Here is a 17579-nt window from a genome sequence, read left to right on the forward strand (position 1 = left end):
CATCCTCAGTCTCCGTTGACCCGCTTGGCGCGGGAGAGGTCGACCCCGAGCTGCTTGAGCTTGCGATACAGGTGCGTGCGTTCGAGGCCGGTTTTTTCAGCCACCCGGGTCATGGACCCGCCCTCGCGGGCGAGATGGAACTCAAAGTAGGCTTTCTCGAAAGCGTCGCGGGCGTCGCGCAAGGGTCGATCCAGGTCGAAGGTTTGGCGTTGGGCGGGGCCGAGGTCTTCGGCGTTGGCGAGCCTCTGTCCTCCGGTCATCGCCTCTTGGACGGAAAGGTCGGCGCCCGAACGGGCCGTCGAAGCAGCGAAGGGTTCGCGCTCGGTCTTCTTGGTGGCCAGCGGCGTGCGGTGCGTCAAGCCTTGCTCAACCGCTTTCAGCAATTTTTGAAGGGTGATGGGCTTTTCAAGGAAAGCGAGCGCCCCGATGCGCGTGGCCTCGACCGCGGTTTCGATCGTGGCGTGGCCACTCATCATGATGACCGGCATGTCGAGCATGCTTTGGGCCGCCCACTCTTTGAGCAAGGTCACGCCGTCGGTATCGGGCATCCAGATGTCGAGCAGCACGAGGTCGGGGCGGTAGCGTAGCCGCGCCTCACGCGCCTGGGCGGCGTTTTCGGCCAACTCGACGGCGTGGCCCTCGTCGTTGAGGATTTCCGAAAGCAAATCCCGAATCCCGAGCTCGTCGTCGACCACCAAAATGTTTGCCATGTCTCGTCTGTGTGTGGGGCGCGCTCAAGGGTCTGGATCAGCCCTTGCCTCCCGCGTCGAGGGGGAATGATAGCGACACCTGCGCGCCCTCGACGCGACCGTCGGAGCTGCGGTTGGAGAGGTCGACACGTGCGCGGTGTTCGTCGGCAATTTTCTTGACCACCGCAAGCCCAAGCCCCGTGCCCTTGGGCTTGGTCGTGACGTAGGGCTCGAACGCGCGCTTGAGGGTCGATTCGGAAAAACCGCAACCGGTGTCGGCGACCGTGAGGCGCACGCGCCCTGCAGCCGCAATCCACTGGGTGCGGATCTCGATGCCGCCGGGTTCCCCGCCGCTTTGCCGCGCCGCATCGCAGGCATCCTGCGCGTTTTGAATCAGGTTGTGCAGGACTTGGCGCAACTGCTGGGCATCCCCGACGATCGGTGGACATTGCGGGTCGAGCCGAACGGAAATGCGACGGTGCGGCTGAGACGGGTCGTTTTCATACATCTGCAAGACCTCGTGGACGAGCGCATTGAGGTCGAGCGGCTTGAGGTCTGCCGTGGGGAGGCGCGCATAGTCGCGAAATTCGTTGACCAAGCGCTTCATGGCATCGACCTGATCGACGATGGTCTTGACGGACTTGACCAACACGGCGCGGTCGGCGGGATCGAGCTTCTCGGCCAGCTTGCGCTCGAGGCGCTCAGCCGACAGTTGGATGGGGGTCAAGGGGTTCTTGATTTCATGCGCGAGGCGGCGCGCCACCTCGCCCCAGGCACGGGCACGCTGCGCCGAGACGATTTCGGAGATGTCATCGAAAACCAGCAGGCGGTTTCCATCGGGCAGCAAGGCCCCGCGCACCACCAGCGTGACGGACTGTTCATCCTGCCCGTGGCCGGTGGTGTGGAGCTCATAGGTCTGTTGCCAATGGTCCAAACCGTGGGTCTCGCGCTCGCCTTCGAAGGCATCGAATTGCGCCGCGACCCAACGACCGAGCGCCTCGAGCCCGGGAATCTCGGCAAGCGCCGAGCCCCGGTGCGCCGAGACATCGAGCCGCAGGATGCGATCCGCGCCCGGGTTGCTCGAGCGAACGCGGCCTTGGCGGTCGAGCACGATGACGCCAGCCGTGAGGTTGTCGAGGATGGTCTGCAGGCTGGCCCGTGCGGCTTCGAGCGCGCCGAGATGGGTTTCCGCTGCGGTTCGCGCCTCCGCGAGCTGTTCGGTCATCGTCGCAAACGAGCGGGTGAGGCCGCCGAGTTCATCCTTGCCGGGCATCGCGGTGATGGGCGTGAGGTCGCCCGCCGCCACGCGTCGCATGCCATCGGCCAGAAAGATCAGCGGGCGCACGAGTTGGTTGCCGAGCAAGACCGCCAACAAGACCGCGCCAAAGAGCGCCAGGAACAGCGTGAGGGTCAAGGTGCCGATGTACATGCGCCGCAGGCCCTCGCGTCCCAGGGCGCGTTCCTGATACTCCCGGTAGGCTTCCTGGACCGCGAGCGCATTGGCGACGAGCGAAGGCGGCAACACCTGGGTGACCTGCAGATAACGCGGCTCGGCTGTCAGGCCGAAGCTCTGCGGTACCACGACGGCAAGCGCGCGGATCCGAGCCTGCGCCGGAGACGCCTGAGCGGCGGTGGCCTCATCGAAGCCCTCTACCTGCGTGACGACCCGCTGGCTGCGTGCCAGACGCAATTGCTGCGTGGTCGGCCGCTCGGGCCTCAGCTCATAGCGCGACTGACCGGAGCTGGCGATGAGCTGCCCCGACGCACTCCAAAGCACGACGTCGCTGACCTCGAGCTGCTCGCGCAGCCGCTCCAGCGCGAGCGCTGCCGCCGTGTCACTCAAAGGCGCCAGTTGGGCCGCCGCAGCGCGGGTTTTGCTTGCCAGGTCCTGGCTGAGCGCGTCGAGGGTCGCGCGGCCAAGGTTCAAGCCGGCTTCGAGCGCGCCCTCGACTTTGATGTCGAACCAGCTCTCGATCGAGCGCGAGACGAACTGGTAGGAGACGACGTAGATCAGCATGCCCGGGAAGAATCCGACGAGCGCGAAGATCGTCGCGAGCTTGACCAGCAAGCGGCTGCCGAATTTGCCCTGGCGCAGGCGCCGCCAAAGACGCAGGGCGGCCCACAGCACGAAAGCGGCCAAAAACCCGGCGACGACGATGTTGAGGACGAACAGGCGCAGGTAATTGCGCTCGTACAGTTCACGGTTGTTCGTGGCCTGTGCTAGCAGAAAGAGGAGCACCAGCCCGATCCCAACCACCATCACGGCGGCGACGAGCAAAGCCCACCGGGCGCGCGCGGAAGCCTCGGCAGGCGACCCTGGACCGGCGCCTGCGTGGCTCATCGAGCGTCCTCCGGCAACCGCTCGCTGCGGGTCACGGCCAAGCTCCAGTCTGACTGTCCGGCAGTTCCGATTTGAAAGGGCCGGGGAAGCTGCGAGACGTCGAGCGCAAAGCGGAATTCGACCCCGTAGCGCGCCCCGGGCTCGATCATGCCCGCATCGGCAATGCGCCAGCGTGAGAAGCGGCCGATGGCGGACAGCGCTTCTTCGAGCGTCTCATGGTTTTGCGCGAGACTCACACCGAGCACGGCGCTGGTCATCGGCTCCGCAGCCATGTTGATGCGCCAACGACGCGTCAAGGGCTGAAACGCCAGCCGCAGGTAGCGCCGCACCGACGCGACCTTGCTGTCGTACCAATACCAGCGCTCGCGCCGCAAATCCGCCTCGGCGACGAAATACAGAGGCACCCCGCGACGCGCCGCATCCTCCACCGCCGCCGGCAGCCGAAGCTCAACCTGGGCGCTCAAAAACACGCCTTGATCCGAACGCTCGAGCTGAAACTGGCTGATGTGCAGCGGCGGCGCATCGGCCCATGCCGCTGCAGCCACCAGCAACTGGCCGATCGTAAGGACGACGAGACTCAGGCAGCACTGAATCAGGCACGGGGAAGCGCGGCGTACCCGGAACGGGTTAACGCTTCTGCAAGCGCGCGTAAAAGAATCCATCATGCTCACCCACGGCATTGTCTGGCAGTCCGGGGTTCTTGCGGTCGGCAATCGGCAGCAAATGCCCCGGCGCGGGGAGCTCGAACGCGTCGGTGTGGCGCGCAAGAAACGCTTCGATCTGGTCACTGCCCTCGGCGCGAAAAATCGAGCAGGTGCAATAGAGCAGGACGCCGCCGGGCTGCAGCAGCGGCCAGAGCGCCTCGAGCAGTTCGGCTTGAGTCTGCACGAGCGCATCCACATCCTCGGCGCGGCGCAGCCACCGCACATCGGGATGTCGCCGCACGATCCCCGAGGCGGTGCAGGGAGCATCGAGCAAGATGCCTTCGAAGCGGCGGCCGTCCCACCAGAGCGCGGGCTGACGCGCGTCGGCCGCGCGGATCTCCGCATCGAGCCCGAGGCGGTGGAGGTTTTCCCGGATCCGCACACAGCGCGCAGGGTCGACGTCGAGCGCGGTGACCTCGACATCGGCCGATTCGAGCAAATGCGCCGTTTTGCCGCCCGGCGCGGCGCAGGCATCGAGGATGCGGGCATGGGCCGCGCGCTCCCCCAAGGCATCGAGCAGCAAAGGCGCAGCCTGTTGCGCGCCCGCGTCCTGCACCGAGACCCAACCTTGGGCAAATCCCGGCAGTTGGCTCACCGGAACCGAACGCTCGAGCGCCAGACCCACGGGCCCAACGCGCCGAGCCGAAAGCCCCTGCGCCGCCAGACGCTCTCGATAAGACTCCGGGTCGATGCGCCGCCGATGGACGCGCAGACACAGCGGGGCCGCCTGCTGGTCGGCCTGAAGGATCGCCTCCCAGTGCTCGGGGTGATCGCGCTGCAGGCGCTCGATCCACCAACGCGGATGGTTGTAGCGGGCCTCGGGGTCGGCATCGGTTTCTTGAACGAGGCGGTCCCGATCCTGAAGAAACCGGCGCAGACAGGCATTGAGGAAACCCGCTTGGGCGCGCGTCTGCGCGCGGCCCTTGGCGGCCTCGACGGCTTGATCGACGAGCACATAGGGCTTGTAGGCCCGATCGCCCTCCTCGGTCAGCAGCGCCAGCGCCGTGAGCAACAACGCGTCTACCGGCGGTGGCGGCGCGCGCCGTGCCAGACGCCGACGCAGCGCCATCGCCCGCCCCAAGTGCCGCATGACCGCGAAGGCCAAAGCCTGGGCGCCGGCGCGGTCGGCCGAAGACACGTGATCGAGCGCGGACGTCAGGGAACGGCCGGCACGGACTTCCGCCACCAGCGACGAGACGATTTGCAATTGGTGGCTCAGCGCCGGGGCCTCGGCCGTCCGGGGCTTCGCTGGGAGACGTTCCACGACGCACTTTCCAATAAAAAGCGCCCAGCGCCGGGATGATTCCCCGCCTGGGCGCTATGGTTTCAGGAGTCGATCAGCGGTCCGTGTCGACGTCCATGGCTCCGTTGCCCGCCGCAGCCTGCGCTTCGGCCAAGCTCTCGGCCTCGGCTTCGGCGATGGCCCGGCGCTCTTCCTCGTCCATCTGCTCGCGAACCTTGCGGGCCTGGTGATAGGCCAAACCCGTACCGGCCGGAATCAGACGACCGACGATCACGTTCTCCTTGAGTCCGCGCAGCTCGTCGCGCTTGCCCATGATGGCCGCCTCGGTGAGCACGCGCGTCGTTTCCTGGAACGAGGCCGCAGAGATGAAGGAATCGGTCGACAACGAGGCCTTGGTGATACCCAGCAGGATGTTGCTGTAGGTGGCCGGGATCTTGCCTTCCTTGCGCAAGGCATCGTTGGTGTCGAGGATTTCGGAGCGCTCGACCTGTTCGCCGGCAATGTAGGTCGAATCGCCCGGATTCTCGACCACGACGCGACGCAGCATCTGGCGCACGATGACTTCGATGTGCTTGTCGTTGATCTTCACACCCTGGAGGCGGTAGACGTCCTGCACCTCGTCGACGATGTAGCGCGCGAGCTCTTCCATGCCGAGCAGGCGCAGGATGTCCTGCGGATCGGCCGGTCCGTCGACGATGCTCTCGCCCTTGTTGACCACCTGCCCCTCGTGGACCAGGATGTTTTTGTCCTTCGGGATGAGCTCTTCCCATTCCTTGCCTTCGGGGTCGGTGATCTTGAGGCGGATCTTGCCCTTGGTCTCCTTGCCGAACGAAACGGTGCCGGTGATCTCCGCGAGGATGCCCTTGTCCTTGGGCGAGCGCGCCTCGAACAGTTCGGCCACGCGCGGCAGACCGCCGGTGATGTCGCGGGTCTTCTGGCCTTCGATCGGGATGCGCGCGAGCACTTCGCCCGGATGCACGGTTTGTCCATCGCGGACCTGGATGAGTGCGCCGACGGGGAACCCGATCGTCACCGAGTGATCGGTATTCGGGATCTTGACCTCGTTGCCCTGCGCATCGAGCAGCTTGACCTGCGGCCGCACGACTTTGCTGGCCTTGCTGGTACCCAGTCGCTTGGGATCGATGACGACCAGGGTCGAAAGGCCCGTGACTTCGTCGACCTGCTTGGCAACCGTAAGGCCTTCCTCGACATTCTCGAACTTCACCGTACCGGCGAATTCCGTGATGATCGGGCGGGTCAGCGGGTCCCAGGTGGCCAGGATCGTGCCGGCCTTCACGGCCTGATCGGGCTTGACGGTGAGGGTCGCGCCGTACGGCACCTTGTGGCGTTCGCGTTCGCGGCCATGCTCATCATGGATCACGATCTCGCCCGAGCGAGCGATGACCACCAGCTCACCCTTGCTGTTGGTGACGTAGCGCATCGTCGCGTTGAAGCCGATGAAACCGTTGGACTTCGCCTCGACGCTCGACGCGATGGCTGCGCGCGACGCGGCACCACCGATGTGGAAGGTCCGCATCGTCAGCTGCGTGCCGGGCTCGCCGATCGACTGTGCGGCAATGACGCCCACGGCCTCGCCGACGTTGATGAGCCCGCCGCGTCCCAGGTCGCGGCCGTAGCACTTCGCGCACAAGCCGTAGCGGGTCTCGCAGGTCAGCGCGGTGCGAACCTTGACTTCGTCGACACCGGCTTCCTCGAGCAGGTCGATGGCGTCTTCATCGAGCATTTCGCCGGCTTTGACCACCACCGCCCGCGTCTGCGGATGGACGATGTCCTCGGCCGCCGTGCGGCCCAGAATGCGCTCGCGCAACGATTCGATCACTTCACCGCCTTCGACGATGGCGCGCATCACCGAGCCGTTCTGCGTGCCGCAGTCTTCCTCGATCACCACGAGATCCTGCGTCACGTCGACGAGACGACGCGTGAGGTAACCCGAGTTCGCCGTCTTCAGCGCCGTATCAGCCAAACCCTTACGCGCGCCGTGCGTCGAGATGAAGTACTGCAGAACGTTGAGGCCTTCGCGGAAGTTGGCGGTAATCGGCGTCTCGATGATCGAGCCATCGGGCTTGGCCATCAGGCCCCGCATACCGGCCAGCTGGCGGATCTGGGCCGCAGAACCGCGCGCCCCCGAGTCGGCCATCATGTAGATCGAGTTGAACGACTCCTGCTCGACCTCATTGCCGTGGCGATCGATGACTTTCTCTTTGGCGAGCTGGGCCATCATCACCTTCGACACCTCGTCGGCAGCCTTGCCCCAGATGTCGACGACCTTGTTGTAACGCTCACCGGCCGTCACGAGACCGGAGACGTATTGCTGCTCGATCTCCTTCACCTCGCGCTCGGCGCGCGCGATGATCTCGGCCTTCTGCGGCGGCACGAGCATGTCGTCGACGCAGATCGAAATGCCGGCCTTGGTCGCTAGACGGAAGCCGTTTTGCAGCAGCTTGTCGGCGAACACCACCGTTTCCTTGAGGCCGCACTTGCGGAACGAGGCATTGATCAGGCGCGAGATTTCCTTTTTCTTCAGCGCCTTGTTGAGGTAGGCAAAGGGAAGACCCTTCGGCAGGATTTCGCTCAGGAGCGCGCGACCCACCGTGGTTTCGACCAATCGGGTCTCGGGCGTGAACGCACCGGTCTCTTTGTCGCGCTGGTATTCGGTCAGGCGTACCGTCACGCGCGAAGTCAGTTCCACCTCGCCGGCGTCCAGTGCCCGCTGGACTTCCCCGACGTCGGCAAACACCATCCCTTCGCCGCGGCCGTTGATGCGCTCGCGGGTCGCGTAGTACAGGCCCAGCACCATGTCCTGCGAGGGGACGATGGAGGGCTCGCCGTTGGCCGGGAACAAGATGTTGTTCGAAGCGAGCATCAACACGCGCGCTTCCATCTGTGCCTCGACCGACAGCGGCACGTGCACGGCCATCTGGTCGCCGTCGAAGTCGGCGTTGAAGGCCGCGCAGACCAGCGGGTGCAGCTGAATCGCCTTACCCTCGATCAAGATCGGCTCGAAGGCCTGGATGCCCAGACGGTGCAAGGTCGGTGCGCGGTTGAGCAGCACCGGATGCTCCTTGATCACCTCTTCCAGAATGTCCCAGACCACGGGGGTGCCGGCTTCCACTTCCTTCTTGGCAGCCTTGATGGTCGTGGCAATGCCCATCTGCTCGAGGCGCGCGAAGATGAAGGGCTTGAACAGTTCGAGCGCCATGAGCTTGGGCAAGCCACACTGGTGCAGCTTGAGCGTCGGGCCCACGGTAATGACCGAGCGGCCGGAGTAGTCGACGCGCTTACCCAACAGGTTTTGGCGGAAACGACCACCCTTGCCCTTGATCATGTCGGCGAGCGACTTCAGCGCCCGCTTGTTCGCGCCGGTCATGGCCTTGCCGCGACGGCCGTTGTCGAGCAGGCTGTCGACGGCCTCCTGCAACATGCGCTTTTCGTTGCGCGCGATGATCTCGGGCGCTTTGAGCTCGAGCAGCCGCTTCAAGCGGCTGTTGCGGTTGATGACGCGCCGGTACAGGTCGTTGAGGTCGGAGGTCGCAAAGCGACCGCCGTCGAGCGGAACGAGCGGGCGCAGATCCGGCGGCAGCACCGGCAGCACTTCAAGCACCATCCACTCGGGCTTGATGCCCGACTTCTTGAACGCTTCGAGCAGCTTGAGCCGCTTGGCGTTTTTCTTGACCTTGACCTCGGAGCCCGTCAGGTCACCGCGCAGGCGCTCGATCTCGGCCTCGATGTCGATGCCTTGGAGCAAGTCCTTGATGCCTTCGGCGCCCATCTTGGCTTCGAATTCATCGCCGAACTCGCGGCGCTTGGCCTCGTATTCGTCCTCGGTCATGATGCTGAACTTCTTCAGCGGCGTCATGCCGGGGTCGGTCACCACATAGGCTTCGAAGTACAGCACGCGTTCGATGTCGCGCAGCGTCATGTCGAGCACGAGGCCCAGGCGCGACGGCAGCGACTTCAGGAACCAGATGTGGGCACAGGGCGCAGCCAGGTCGATGTGACCCATGCGCTCGCGGCGCACCTTGGTCTGGGTGACTTCGACGCCGCACTTTTCGCAGATCACGCCGCGGTGCTTGAGACGCTTGTATTTGCCGCACAAGCACTCGTAGTCCTTGATCGGGCCGAAGATCTTGGCGCAGAACAGGCCGTCACGCTCCGGTTTGAACGTGCGGTAGTTGATGGTCTCGGGCTTTTTCACTTCACCGAACGACCACGAGCGGATCTTTTCGGGTGAAGCCAAACCGATGCGGATGGCATCGAAATGCTCGTCGGGGGTGAACTGCTTGAACAGGTCAAGAATGGATTTCATGTGACTCTTCCTTCTTCGTCAATGGGGGAGGGGGCACGCCGGCAGGGGCCGTGCGTGCCCGCCGGGGTCTCAGGACCGTTCGAGTTCGATATCCAGGCCCAACGAACGAATTTCCTTCACCAGAACATTGAACGACTCGGGCATGCCCGCGCTGATCGAGTGCTCACCCTTGACGATGTTTTCATAGACCTTGGTCCGGCCCTGGACGTCGTCGGATTTGACCGTGAGCATTTCCTGCAGCACGTACGCGGCCCCATAGGCCTCGAGCGCCCACACTTCCATCTCACCGAAGCGCTGACCACCGAATTGGGCCTTGCCGCCCAGCGGCTGCTGCGTCACGAGCGAGTACGGACCGGTCGAGCGGGCGTGCATCTTGTCGTCGACCAGGTGGTGCAGCTTCAGGTAGTGCATATAGCCCACCGTCGTCGGACGCTCGAAGAGGTCTCCCGTGCGCCCGTCGCGCAGCCACGCTTGCGTGCGGCTCGGCGTGAGGCCCTTGGCTTGTGCCACCTCATCCGGATAGGCGAGCATGAGCATCTCGCGGATTTCCGCCTCGGATGCGCCGTCGAACACCGGCGACGCGAAGGGCACGCCCTTGACGAGTTCGGACGCCATCTCGCGCAGTTGTTCGTCGCTGAGTTGGCTCAGGTCTTCTTTGCGACCGGTCTGGTTGTAGACCTTGTCCAGGAAGGCACGCAGTTCCGCCGCGCTGGCTTCGCGCTGCAGCAAATCACCGATGCGCTGGCCCAGGCCCTTGCCCGCCCAGCCCAGATGGACTTCGAGCACCTGCCCGATGTTCATGCGTGAAGGCACGCCGAGCGGGTTGAGCACGATGTCGCACGGCGTGCCGTCCGCCATGTAGGGCATGTCTTCCACCGGCACGATCTTCGACACCACGCCCTTGTTGCCGTGACGACCAGCCATCTTGTCACCGGGCTGCAGCCGGCGCTTGACCGCGAGATACACCTTGACCATCTTCAAGACGCCTGCGGGCAGCTCGTCGCCTTGCGTGAGCTTCTTGCGCTTCTCTTCGAACGCGAGATCGAAGCTGTGCCGGGTTTGCTCGAGCGCGTTCTTGATGCTTTCGAGCTGCGCGGCCACGTCGTCCTCGGCCGGACGGATGTCGAACCAGTGGAATTTCTCGATCGAGTCGAGATAGGCTTTGTCGATCTTCGTGCCTTTGGCCAGCTTCTTCGGCCCCCCGTTGGCCACGCGGCCCACGAGCAGCTTCTCGATCCGGTCGTAGGCGTCGGCCTCCACGATGCGCAACTGGTCGTTGAGGTCCAGGCGGAAGCGCTTGAGTTCATCGTCGATGATCTGCTGCGCGCGCTTGTCGCGCTGAATGCCCTCACGCGTGAAGACCTGGACGTCGATCACGGTGCCCGAGCTGCCCTGCTCGACCCGCAGCGACGTGTCTTTCACGTCGGACGCCTTCTCGCCGAAGATGGCGCGCAGAAGCTTCTCTTCGGGCGTCAGCGTGGTCTCGCCCTTGGGCGTCACCTTGCCGACCAGCACATCCCCGGGCTGGACTTCCGCGCCGACGTAGATGATGCCCGACTCGTCGAGCCGGTTGAGTTGCTGCTCGGAGAGGTTCGGGATGTCCCGCGTGATTTCCTCGGCGCCAAGCTTGGTGTCGCGCGCCATGACGACCAGCTCCTCGATGTGGATCGAGGTATAGCGGTCCTCGGCCACGACCCGCTCGGAAATCAGGATCGAGTCCTCGAAGTTGTAGCCGTTCCAGGGCATGAACGCGATCAGCATGTTCTGGCCGATCGCGATTTCACCGAGGTCGGTCGAGGCGCCGTCGGCGATCACGTCCCCCTTCTCCAGCTTGTCCCCCTTCTTGACGATGGGGCGCTGGTGGATGTTCGTGTTTTGGTTCGAGCGCTGGTACTTGATGAGGTTGTAGATGTCCACCCCGACCTCGCCGGCCACGGCTTCCGCGTCGTTGACCCGGATCACGATGCGGGTCGCATCGACGTAGTCGACCACACCGCCGCGCTTGGCCACCACCACGGTGCCGGAGTCGACCGCAGCGACGCGCTCGATGCCCGTGCCCACCATCGGCTTTTCGGGCCGCAGCACCGGAACCGCCTGACGGGACATGTTGGCGCCCATGAGCGCGCGGTTGGCATCGTCGTGCTCGAGGAACGGAACCAGCGAGGCGGCGACGGAAACGATCTGAGCAGGCGAAACGTCCATGTACTGGACACGCTCGGGACCGACCAGCACCGATTCGCCCTTCTCGCGCGCCGAGACGAGCTCACCGACGAGGCGTCCTTCCGCGTCGAGCGTGGCGTTGGCCTGCGCGATGACGTACTTGCCTTCTTCGATGGCAGAGAGGTAATCGATCTGGTTCGTGACCTTGCCATCGACGACGCGGCGGTACGGCGTCTCGATGAAGCCGTATTCGTTCAGGCGCGCATACAAAGCCAGCGAATTGATCCGGCCGATGTTCGGGCCTTCAGGCGTCTCGATCGGGCAGACGCTACCGTAGTGGGTGACGTGCACGTCGCGCACCTCGAAGCCGGCGCGCTCGCGGGTCAAGCCACCCGGGCCGAGCGCGGAAACCCGACGCTTGTGCGTGATCTCGGCCAGAGGGTTGGTCTGGTCCATGAACTGCGACAGCTGCGAAGCACCGAAGAACTCCTTGAGCGCGGCCGAAATCGGCTTGGAGTTGATCAGGTCATGCGGCATCAAGGGTTCCTGCTCGGCCTGACCCAGACGCTCCTTCACGGCCTTCTCAATGCGCGCCAGACCGGTCCGGTACTGGTTTTCGGCCAGTTCACCCACGCAGCGCACGCGGCGGTTGCCGAGGTGATCGATATCGTCGACTTCGCCGCGGCCGTTGCGCAGATCGACCAGGATCTTCACGACGGCGAGAATGTCTTCATTGGTCAACACCATCGGGCCGGTCGGATCGTCACGGCCCACGCGGGCGTTGAACTTCATGCGGCCGACGCGCGACAGATCGTAGGTGTCCGGGTTGTAGAACAGGCGCTGGAACAGCGCTTGCACCGCGTCCTCGGTGGGCGGCTCGCCCGGGCGCATCATGCGGTAGATGGCCACCCGCGCGGAAAACTCGTCGGCGGTCTCGTCGGTGCGCAGAGTCTGGGAGATGTACGGCCCCTGGTCCAGCTCGTTCGTGTAGATGCAAGCCAGATCCTGAACGCCGGCGGCGCGCAGCTTCTTGAGCAAAGCCTCGGTGAGCTCGTCGTTGGCCTTGGCGAGAATCTCACCGGTGTCGGGGTCAACGATGTTGCGCGCGACGACGCGGCCGATCAGGAAGTCCTCGGGGACGCTGATGTGAGTCGTGCCGGACTGCTCGAGCTCGCGCGTGTGGCGCGCCGTGATGCGCTTGTCCTTGGCCACGACGACCTTGCCGGTCTTGTCGGTGATGTCGAAGCGCGCCACCTCACCCCGCAGACGCTCGGGCACGAACTCCATCAACGCGCCACTGTCCATCAGGCGGAAGTGGTCGTTCACGTAGAAATTGGCCAGGATGGACTCGGGCGTGAGGCCGATCGCCTTGAGCAAAATCGTGACCGGCATCTTGCGGCGACGGTCGACGCGGAAGTACAGCAGGTCTTTCGGGTCGAACTCGAAGTCCAGCCACGAGCCGCGGTACGGAATGATGCGGGCCGAGAACAAGAGCTTGCCCGAGCTATGGGTCTTGCCCTTGTCGTGCTCGAAGAACACGCCGGGCGAGCGGTGCAGCTGCGAGACGATGACGCGCTCGGTCCCGTTGATGATGAACGAGCCTTTGTCGGTCATGAGCGGAACCTCGCCCATATAGACCTCTTGCTCTTTCACTTCTTTGACGACCTTCGATTGCGCGGTGGAGGCCTCGCGGTCGTAGATGATGAGCTGAACCCGTGCCCGCACCGCCGAGGCGTAGGTCAAGCCGCGGGTCTGGCATTCGCGAACGTCAAACGCGGGCTTGGCCAGGTTGTACTCGAGGAACTTCATCTCGACGAAGCCGTTGTGCGAGACGATCGGGAACGCCGACTCAAAGGCCGCCTGCAGGCCTTCATGACTCCGCTTGCGCGGCGGCACATCGGCCTGGAGGAACGCCGTGTAAGCGTCCTTTTGCATTTGAAGGAGGTATGGAACCTCGAGCACGCTCTCGCGGGTGCCGAAACTCTTGCGGATGCGCTTGCGCTCGGTATAGGAATAAGCCATGGGTTCTCCGGTCAAAGACATGCGTCCTGGGGTCTTTGCGACTTGATGAGTCGAGCGGCGCTCGACGGTCCTTGGCGGCTGGCCACTACCAACCATTGGCGGACGGCCATGCATTGCACACGGCCCGAACCAAGACATCCTCTGCAGTCGGGGTCAGAGGACAGATGCAAGCCCGGCACGCCAGGCTTGCATCTGCACTCCAGGAAGACCAAAAGGCTGGGGCGCCCTGCCAGAGGGGCCCCAGCCTTTTTGGGCCGAGCCAATTACTTGAGTTCGACCTTGGCGCCAGCTTCTTCGAGCTTCTTCTTGGCGGCTTCGGCGTCGGCCTTGGCCACGCCTTCCTTGACGGGCTTGGGCGCGCCGTCGACCAGGTCCTTGGCTTCCTTGAGGCCCAGGCCGGTGATTTCGCGCACGGCCTTGATGACCGAAACCTTGTTCGCGCCGGCGTCGGTCAGGACGACGGTGAACTCGGTCTTCTCTTCGGCAGCAGCGGCACCACCGCCAGCGGCAGCGCCTGCGGCCGGAGCGGCCATGGCGGCAGCGCTCACGCCGAACTTCTCTTCGATCGCCTTGACGAGGTCATTGAGTTCCATGACCGTCATGCTGTCGAGCGCGGTCAGAAATGCGTCTTTGTCGAATGCCATTTTGAATTTCCTAACAATTGGTTGAAACGAAAGCCGTCGCGATCAAGCGGCAGCTGCCTCGGCTGCCGGTTCGGCAGCGCCTTCGCCCTTTTTGGCCGCCAACGCACCCAGCACCACGGCCGTGCGCGAGATCGGCGACTTGAGCAAGCCACACAGCTGGGCCAACAGCACTTCCTTCGACGGAATGCTGGCGAGCTGCTTCACGCCGTTCGCATCCAGGCTCTTGCCGCTGTAAACGCCGCCGCGGATGACCAGCTTGTCGTTGGTCTTGGCGAATTCGGCCACCACTTTCGCGGCGGCCACGGCATCTTCGGAAAAGCCATAGATCAGCGGGCCGGTCATCTGGTCCACCGCCACTTCGAACGGCGTCCCTGCCACCGCACGGCGAGCCAGCGTGTTTTTCAACACGCTGAGGCTCACGCCCTGCTTGCGCGCTTCGGAACGCAGCTTCGTCATGGCCGCGACCGTGATGCCGCGGTATTCCGCCATCACGAGCGTTTGAGCTTTAGCGGCGAGGCCGGTCACTTCGGAAATGACCGCTTCTTTCTCACTGCGATTCAGACTCAAGGTCTACTCCTTCAAATTGCGTCGGATGCCGACGGGCAACCGACACGCCTCATTGCAGCGACCAACTGTTTCGGGATCGAAATCCTCCAGCAGCGGGATCGCCATCTGCGTTGGCGGCCGAACGGCCATTAAGCATGTACCCCATGCGCCAACGGTCTCGGATGGCCCGACCCATCTCGTTCAAGCCGGGTCAGCCCACCACTCCGGCGCACGCTAAGGCAACACTGAACCAGTCCCTCACGCGCCGCGCATCCCAGCTGCGGGCGCGCGCCATCGCAGGAACTGATTCAGCGTTGCCCGAAAGGCACGCACCGAATTCCTTGCATCAGGCCTGCGCAGCCACCGTCTGCGGGTCGACCCGAACGCCAACACCCATGGTCGACGAGACGGCCAGCTTACGCAGATAAACACCTTTGCTGCTCGCAGGCTTGGCCTTGTTGAGCGCATCGATCAGCGCGGCCAGGTTGCCTTGCAGCTTGTCGGTGTCGAACGAACGGCGACCGATGGTCGTGTGCACGATGCCGGCCTTATCGACGCGGAACTGCACCTGACCGGCCTTGGCATTGCGCACGGCGGTGGCGACGTCCGGCGTCACGGTGCCGACCTTCGGGTTCGGCATCAGGCCGCGCGGACCCAGGATTTGGCCAAGCGTACCAACGACCCGCATCGCATCGGGGGCTGCGATCACCACGTCGAAGTTGATGTTGCCCGCCTTGATCTGCTCGGCGAGGTCATCCATGCCGACGATGTCCGCGCCGGCGGCTTTGGCTTCCTCGGCCTTGGCACCTTGGGCGAACACGGCAACGCGCTTGGTCTTGCCGGTGCCGTGCGGCAGCACGACGGCGCCGCGCACCACTTGATCCGACTTCTTGGCATCGACGCCCAGCTGGACCGCCACATCGATCGATTCATCGAACTTGGCCGTCGCGCAATCCTTGACGATGCTGAGCGCTTCGGGCAACGGGTACAGCTTCGTGCTGTCGACCTTGCCTTGGCAGGCCTTTTGGCGTTTGGTCAGTTTGGCCATGGCTTACACCCCTTCCACGTTGACGCCCATCGACCGGGCGGAACCCGCGATCGTACGAACGGCTGCATCGAGGTCGGCCGCCGTCATGTCGGGCATCTTGGTCTTGGCAATTTCTTCGAGCTGAGCGCGCGTGATCTTGCCGACCTTGACCGAATTCGGCTTGGCCGAACCCTTGTCGAGCTTGAGCGCCTTCTTGATCAGCGTGGTCGCCGGCGGCGTCTTGATGACGAACGTGAAGCTCTTGTCCGCGTAGGCCGTGATCACGACCGGAAGCGGCAGGCCGGGCTCGACACCCTGAGTCTGGGCGTTGAACGCCTTGCAGAACTCCATGATGTTGAGGCCGCGCTGACCCAGCGCCGGACCAATGGGGGGTGAGGGATTGGCCTTGCCAGCTGGCACTTGCAGCTTGACGTAGCCGACGATTTTCTTCGCCATGATGGACTCCTTGCGGGTTCAGGCGCCGCAGTGGTCTGCGGCTCCCCGGGGTTACGGCTCAACGATCAAACGGTCCGCGCGCCGAGCCGGCAAGCACGCAGACCCCAAAATCAGGCTTTTTCGACCTGGCCGAAATCGAGCTCGACCGGCGTCGCGCGGCCAAAGATGGTGACCGAGACGTGAAGCTTGCTCTTTTCGTAATTCACGTCTTCGACCGTGCCGTTGAAGTCGGCAAACGGGCCTTCCTTGATGCGCACGTACTCGCCAACCTCGAACTCGACTTTGTGGCGCGGCTTCTCGGTGCCTTCCTGCATCTGGCTGACGATCTTCTGCACCTCGGCTTCGGAAATCGGTGCGGGACGGTTTTTGGCGCCGCCCACGAAACCCGTGACCTTGTTCGTGTTTTTCACGAGGTGCCAGGTGTCGTCGTCCATCACCATCTCGACGAGGACATAGCCGGGGAAGAATTTGCGCTCGGTGGTGCGCTTACGGCCTTCCTTGACCTCGACCACCTCTTCGGTCGGAACCAGGATGCGCCCGAATTTGTCTTCCATGCCGGCGCGCTGGATACGCTCCCGAAGGTTGCGCTCCACGGCCTTTTCCATGCCGGAGTAGGCATGCACGACATACCAACGCATGTCGGGGCGCGCGGGCGCGGCGCCGGCCGTAATCTCGGACGAGGGTGCGTCGCCAGTCATTTTCTCCATCCCAGAATCAAGTCGTAGAGCAGCCATTCCAAGGTCTTGTCGGTCAACCAGAGAAACAGCGCCATGACGACGACAAACGCAAAAACATAGCCCGTCACCTGCAGCGACTCTTTCCGTGAGGGCCAGACGACCTTTTGAACCTCACGCCAGGATTCGCGACCAAAGGCGATGAGGCGGCGACCCGGCTCGGTCGTCAGAAACACGCCCGCCGCGGCCGCAAAAGCCACCAGCAGGGCCGCCCACTGAACGAGCCCCCCCTGTTTGGACAGAAGGAAAAAGGCGACGAAACCGGCCAAGGCCAAGACACCCGCAGCCGCGAGGCGGACCCGCTCAGCGCCGGAGTGGACGGTTTCAACGTCGTGAACAGATGCCATAGATACCGGCGCCTCGAGTGCGCCTCCGGTTCGAAGAATGTGTCGCTTCAGACATAGAAGCCCGCCAGACATCTGGCGGGCCATCGCGGAGCCACATTCAGGTGGCAGGGGCAGTAGGAATCGAACCTACAACCTTCGGTTTTGGAGACCGACGCTCTGCCAATTGAGCTATACCCCTATGCGAACGCTCCGATCGCTTTACTCGATGATCTTCGACACGACCCCGGCGCCGACGGTGCGGCCGCCTTCGCGGATGGCGAAGCGCAGGCCTTCTTCCATGGCGATCGGAGCGATGAGCTTGACGGTGATGGCGACGTTGTCACCGGGCATCACCATTTC

The 17579-nt window shown here is 64.0% G+C and carries 13 protein-coding genes and 1 tRNA gene; all 14 read right to left on the bottom strand.

Annotation, left to right across the window (positions count from 1 at the left end; genetic code table 11):
• Nucleotides 1–5: 5 nt before the first annotated feature.
• Nucleotides 6–710 (bottom strand): response regulator, encoded by a 705-nt coding sequence (locus tag JHC36_RS10145; RefSeq protein ID WP_124220957.1) that lies wholly within the window; start codon nt 708–710, stop codon nt 6–8.
• 37 nt (nt 711–747) lie between these two features.
• The gene (locus JHC36_RS10150) at nt 748–3030 is read right to left on the bottom strand and encodes an ATP-binding protein (RefSeq protein ID WP_287918722.1); all 2283 of its coding nucleotides are present in this window, start codon (nt 3028–3030) and stop codon (nt 748–750) included.
• Nucleotides 3027–3575, bottom strand: a complete 549-nt coding sequence (locus tag JHC36_RS10155) for a DUF4390 domain-containing protein (protein WP_287918724.1) — start codon at nt 3573–3575, stop codon at nt 3027–3029. The genes JHC36_RS10150 and JHC36_RS10155 overlap by 4 nt, the downstream gene beginning before the upstream one ends.
• An 82-nt stretch (nt 3576–3657) precedes the next feature.
• A complete protein-coding gene (rsmB, locus tag JHC36_RS10160) occupies nt 3658–4998 on the bottom strand; it encodes a 16S rRNA (cytosine(967)-C(5))-methyltransferase RsmB (RefSeq protein ID WP_287918726.1) in 1341 nt (446 codons plus the stop codon).
• Nucleotides 4999–5071: 73 nt separating this feature from the next.
• The gene (gene rpoC / locus JHC36_RS10165; RefSeq protein WP_287918728.1) at nt 5072–9304 is read right to left on the bottom strand and encodes a DNA-directed RNA polymerase subunit beta'; all 4233 of its coding nucleotides are present in this window, start codon (nt 9302–9304) and stop codon (nt 5072–5074) included.
• Between the two features lie 69 nt (nt 9305–9373).
• On the bottom strand, nt 9374–13486 hold the full coding sequence (rpoB, locus tag JHC36_RS10170) for a DNA-directed RNA polymerase subunit beta (protein WP_287918730.1): 4113 nt from the start codon (nt 13484–13486) through the stop codon (nt 9374–9376).
• A gap of 263 nt (nt 13487–13749) precedes the next feature.
• Complete coding sequence (gene rplL / locus JHC36_RS10175) at nt 13750–14130, bottom strand: 50S ribosomal protein L7/L12 (RefSeq protein WP_124220966.1); 381 nt, start codon at nt 14128–14130, stop codon at nt 13750–13752.
• A 42-nt stretch (nt 14131–14172) separates the two neighbouring features.
• Nucleotides 14173–14697 (bottom strand): 50S ribosomal protein L10, encoded by a 525-nt coding sequence (gene rplJ, locus JHC36_RS10180; RefSeq protein ID WP_124220969.1) that lies wholly within the window; start codon nt 14695–14697, stop codon nt 14173–14175.
• 325 nt (nt 14698–15022) lie between these two features.
• Nucleotides 15023–15724: a 50S ribosomal protein L1 gene (gene rplA / locus JHC36_RS10185; RefSeq protein WP_287918732.1), complete on the bottom strand. Its 702-nt coding sequence runs from the start codon at nt 15722–15724 to the stop codon at nt 15023–15025.
• Between the two features lie 3 nt (nt 15725–15727).
• Nucleotides 15728–16159, bottom strand: a complete 432-nt coding sequence (rplK, locus tag JHC36_RS10190) for a 50S ribosomal protein L11 (RefSeq protein WP_124220973.1) — start codon at nt 16157–16159, stop codon at nt 15728–15730.
• A gap of 110 nt (nt 16160–16269) precedes the next feature.
• On the bottom strand, nt 16270–16857 hold the full coding sequence (gene nusG, locus JHC36_RS10195; RefSeq protein WP_287918734.1) for a transcription termination/antitermination protein NusG: 588 nt from the start codon (nt 16855–16857) through the stop codon (nt 16270–16272).
• A complete protein-coding gene (gene secE / locus JHC36_RS10200; RefSeq protein WP_287918736.1) occupies nt 16854–17240 on the bottom strand; it encodes a preprotein translocase subunit SecE in 387 nt (128 codons plus the stop codon). The genes nusG and secE overlap by 4 nt, the downstream gene beginning before the upstream one ends.
• A gap of 102 nt (nt 17241–17342) precedes the next feature.
• Nucleotides 17343–17418: transfer RNA gene (locus JHC36_RS10205), tRNA-Trp, on the bottom strand.
• A gap of 20 nt (nt 17419–17438) precedes the next feature.
• Nucleotides 17439–17579 (bottom strand): EF-Tu C-terminal domain-related protein (locus tag JHC36_RS10210; protein ID WP_503006883.1); only part of this gene is annotated, 141 nt, incomplete at its 5' end.

The sequence above is a fragment of the Tibeticola sp. genome (assembly GCF_022759015.1).
Lineage (GTDB): Bacteria > Pseudomonadota > Gammaproteobacteria > Burkholderiales > Burkholderiaceae_C > Tibeticola > Tibeticola sediminis.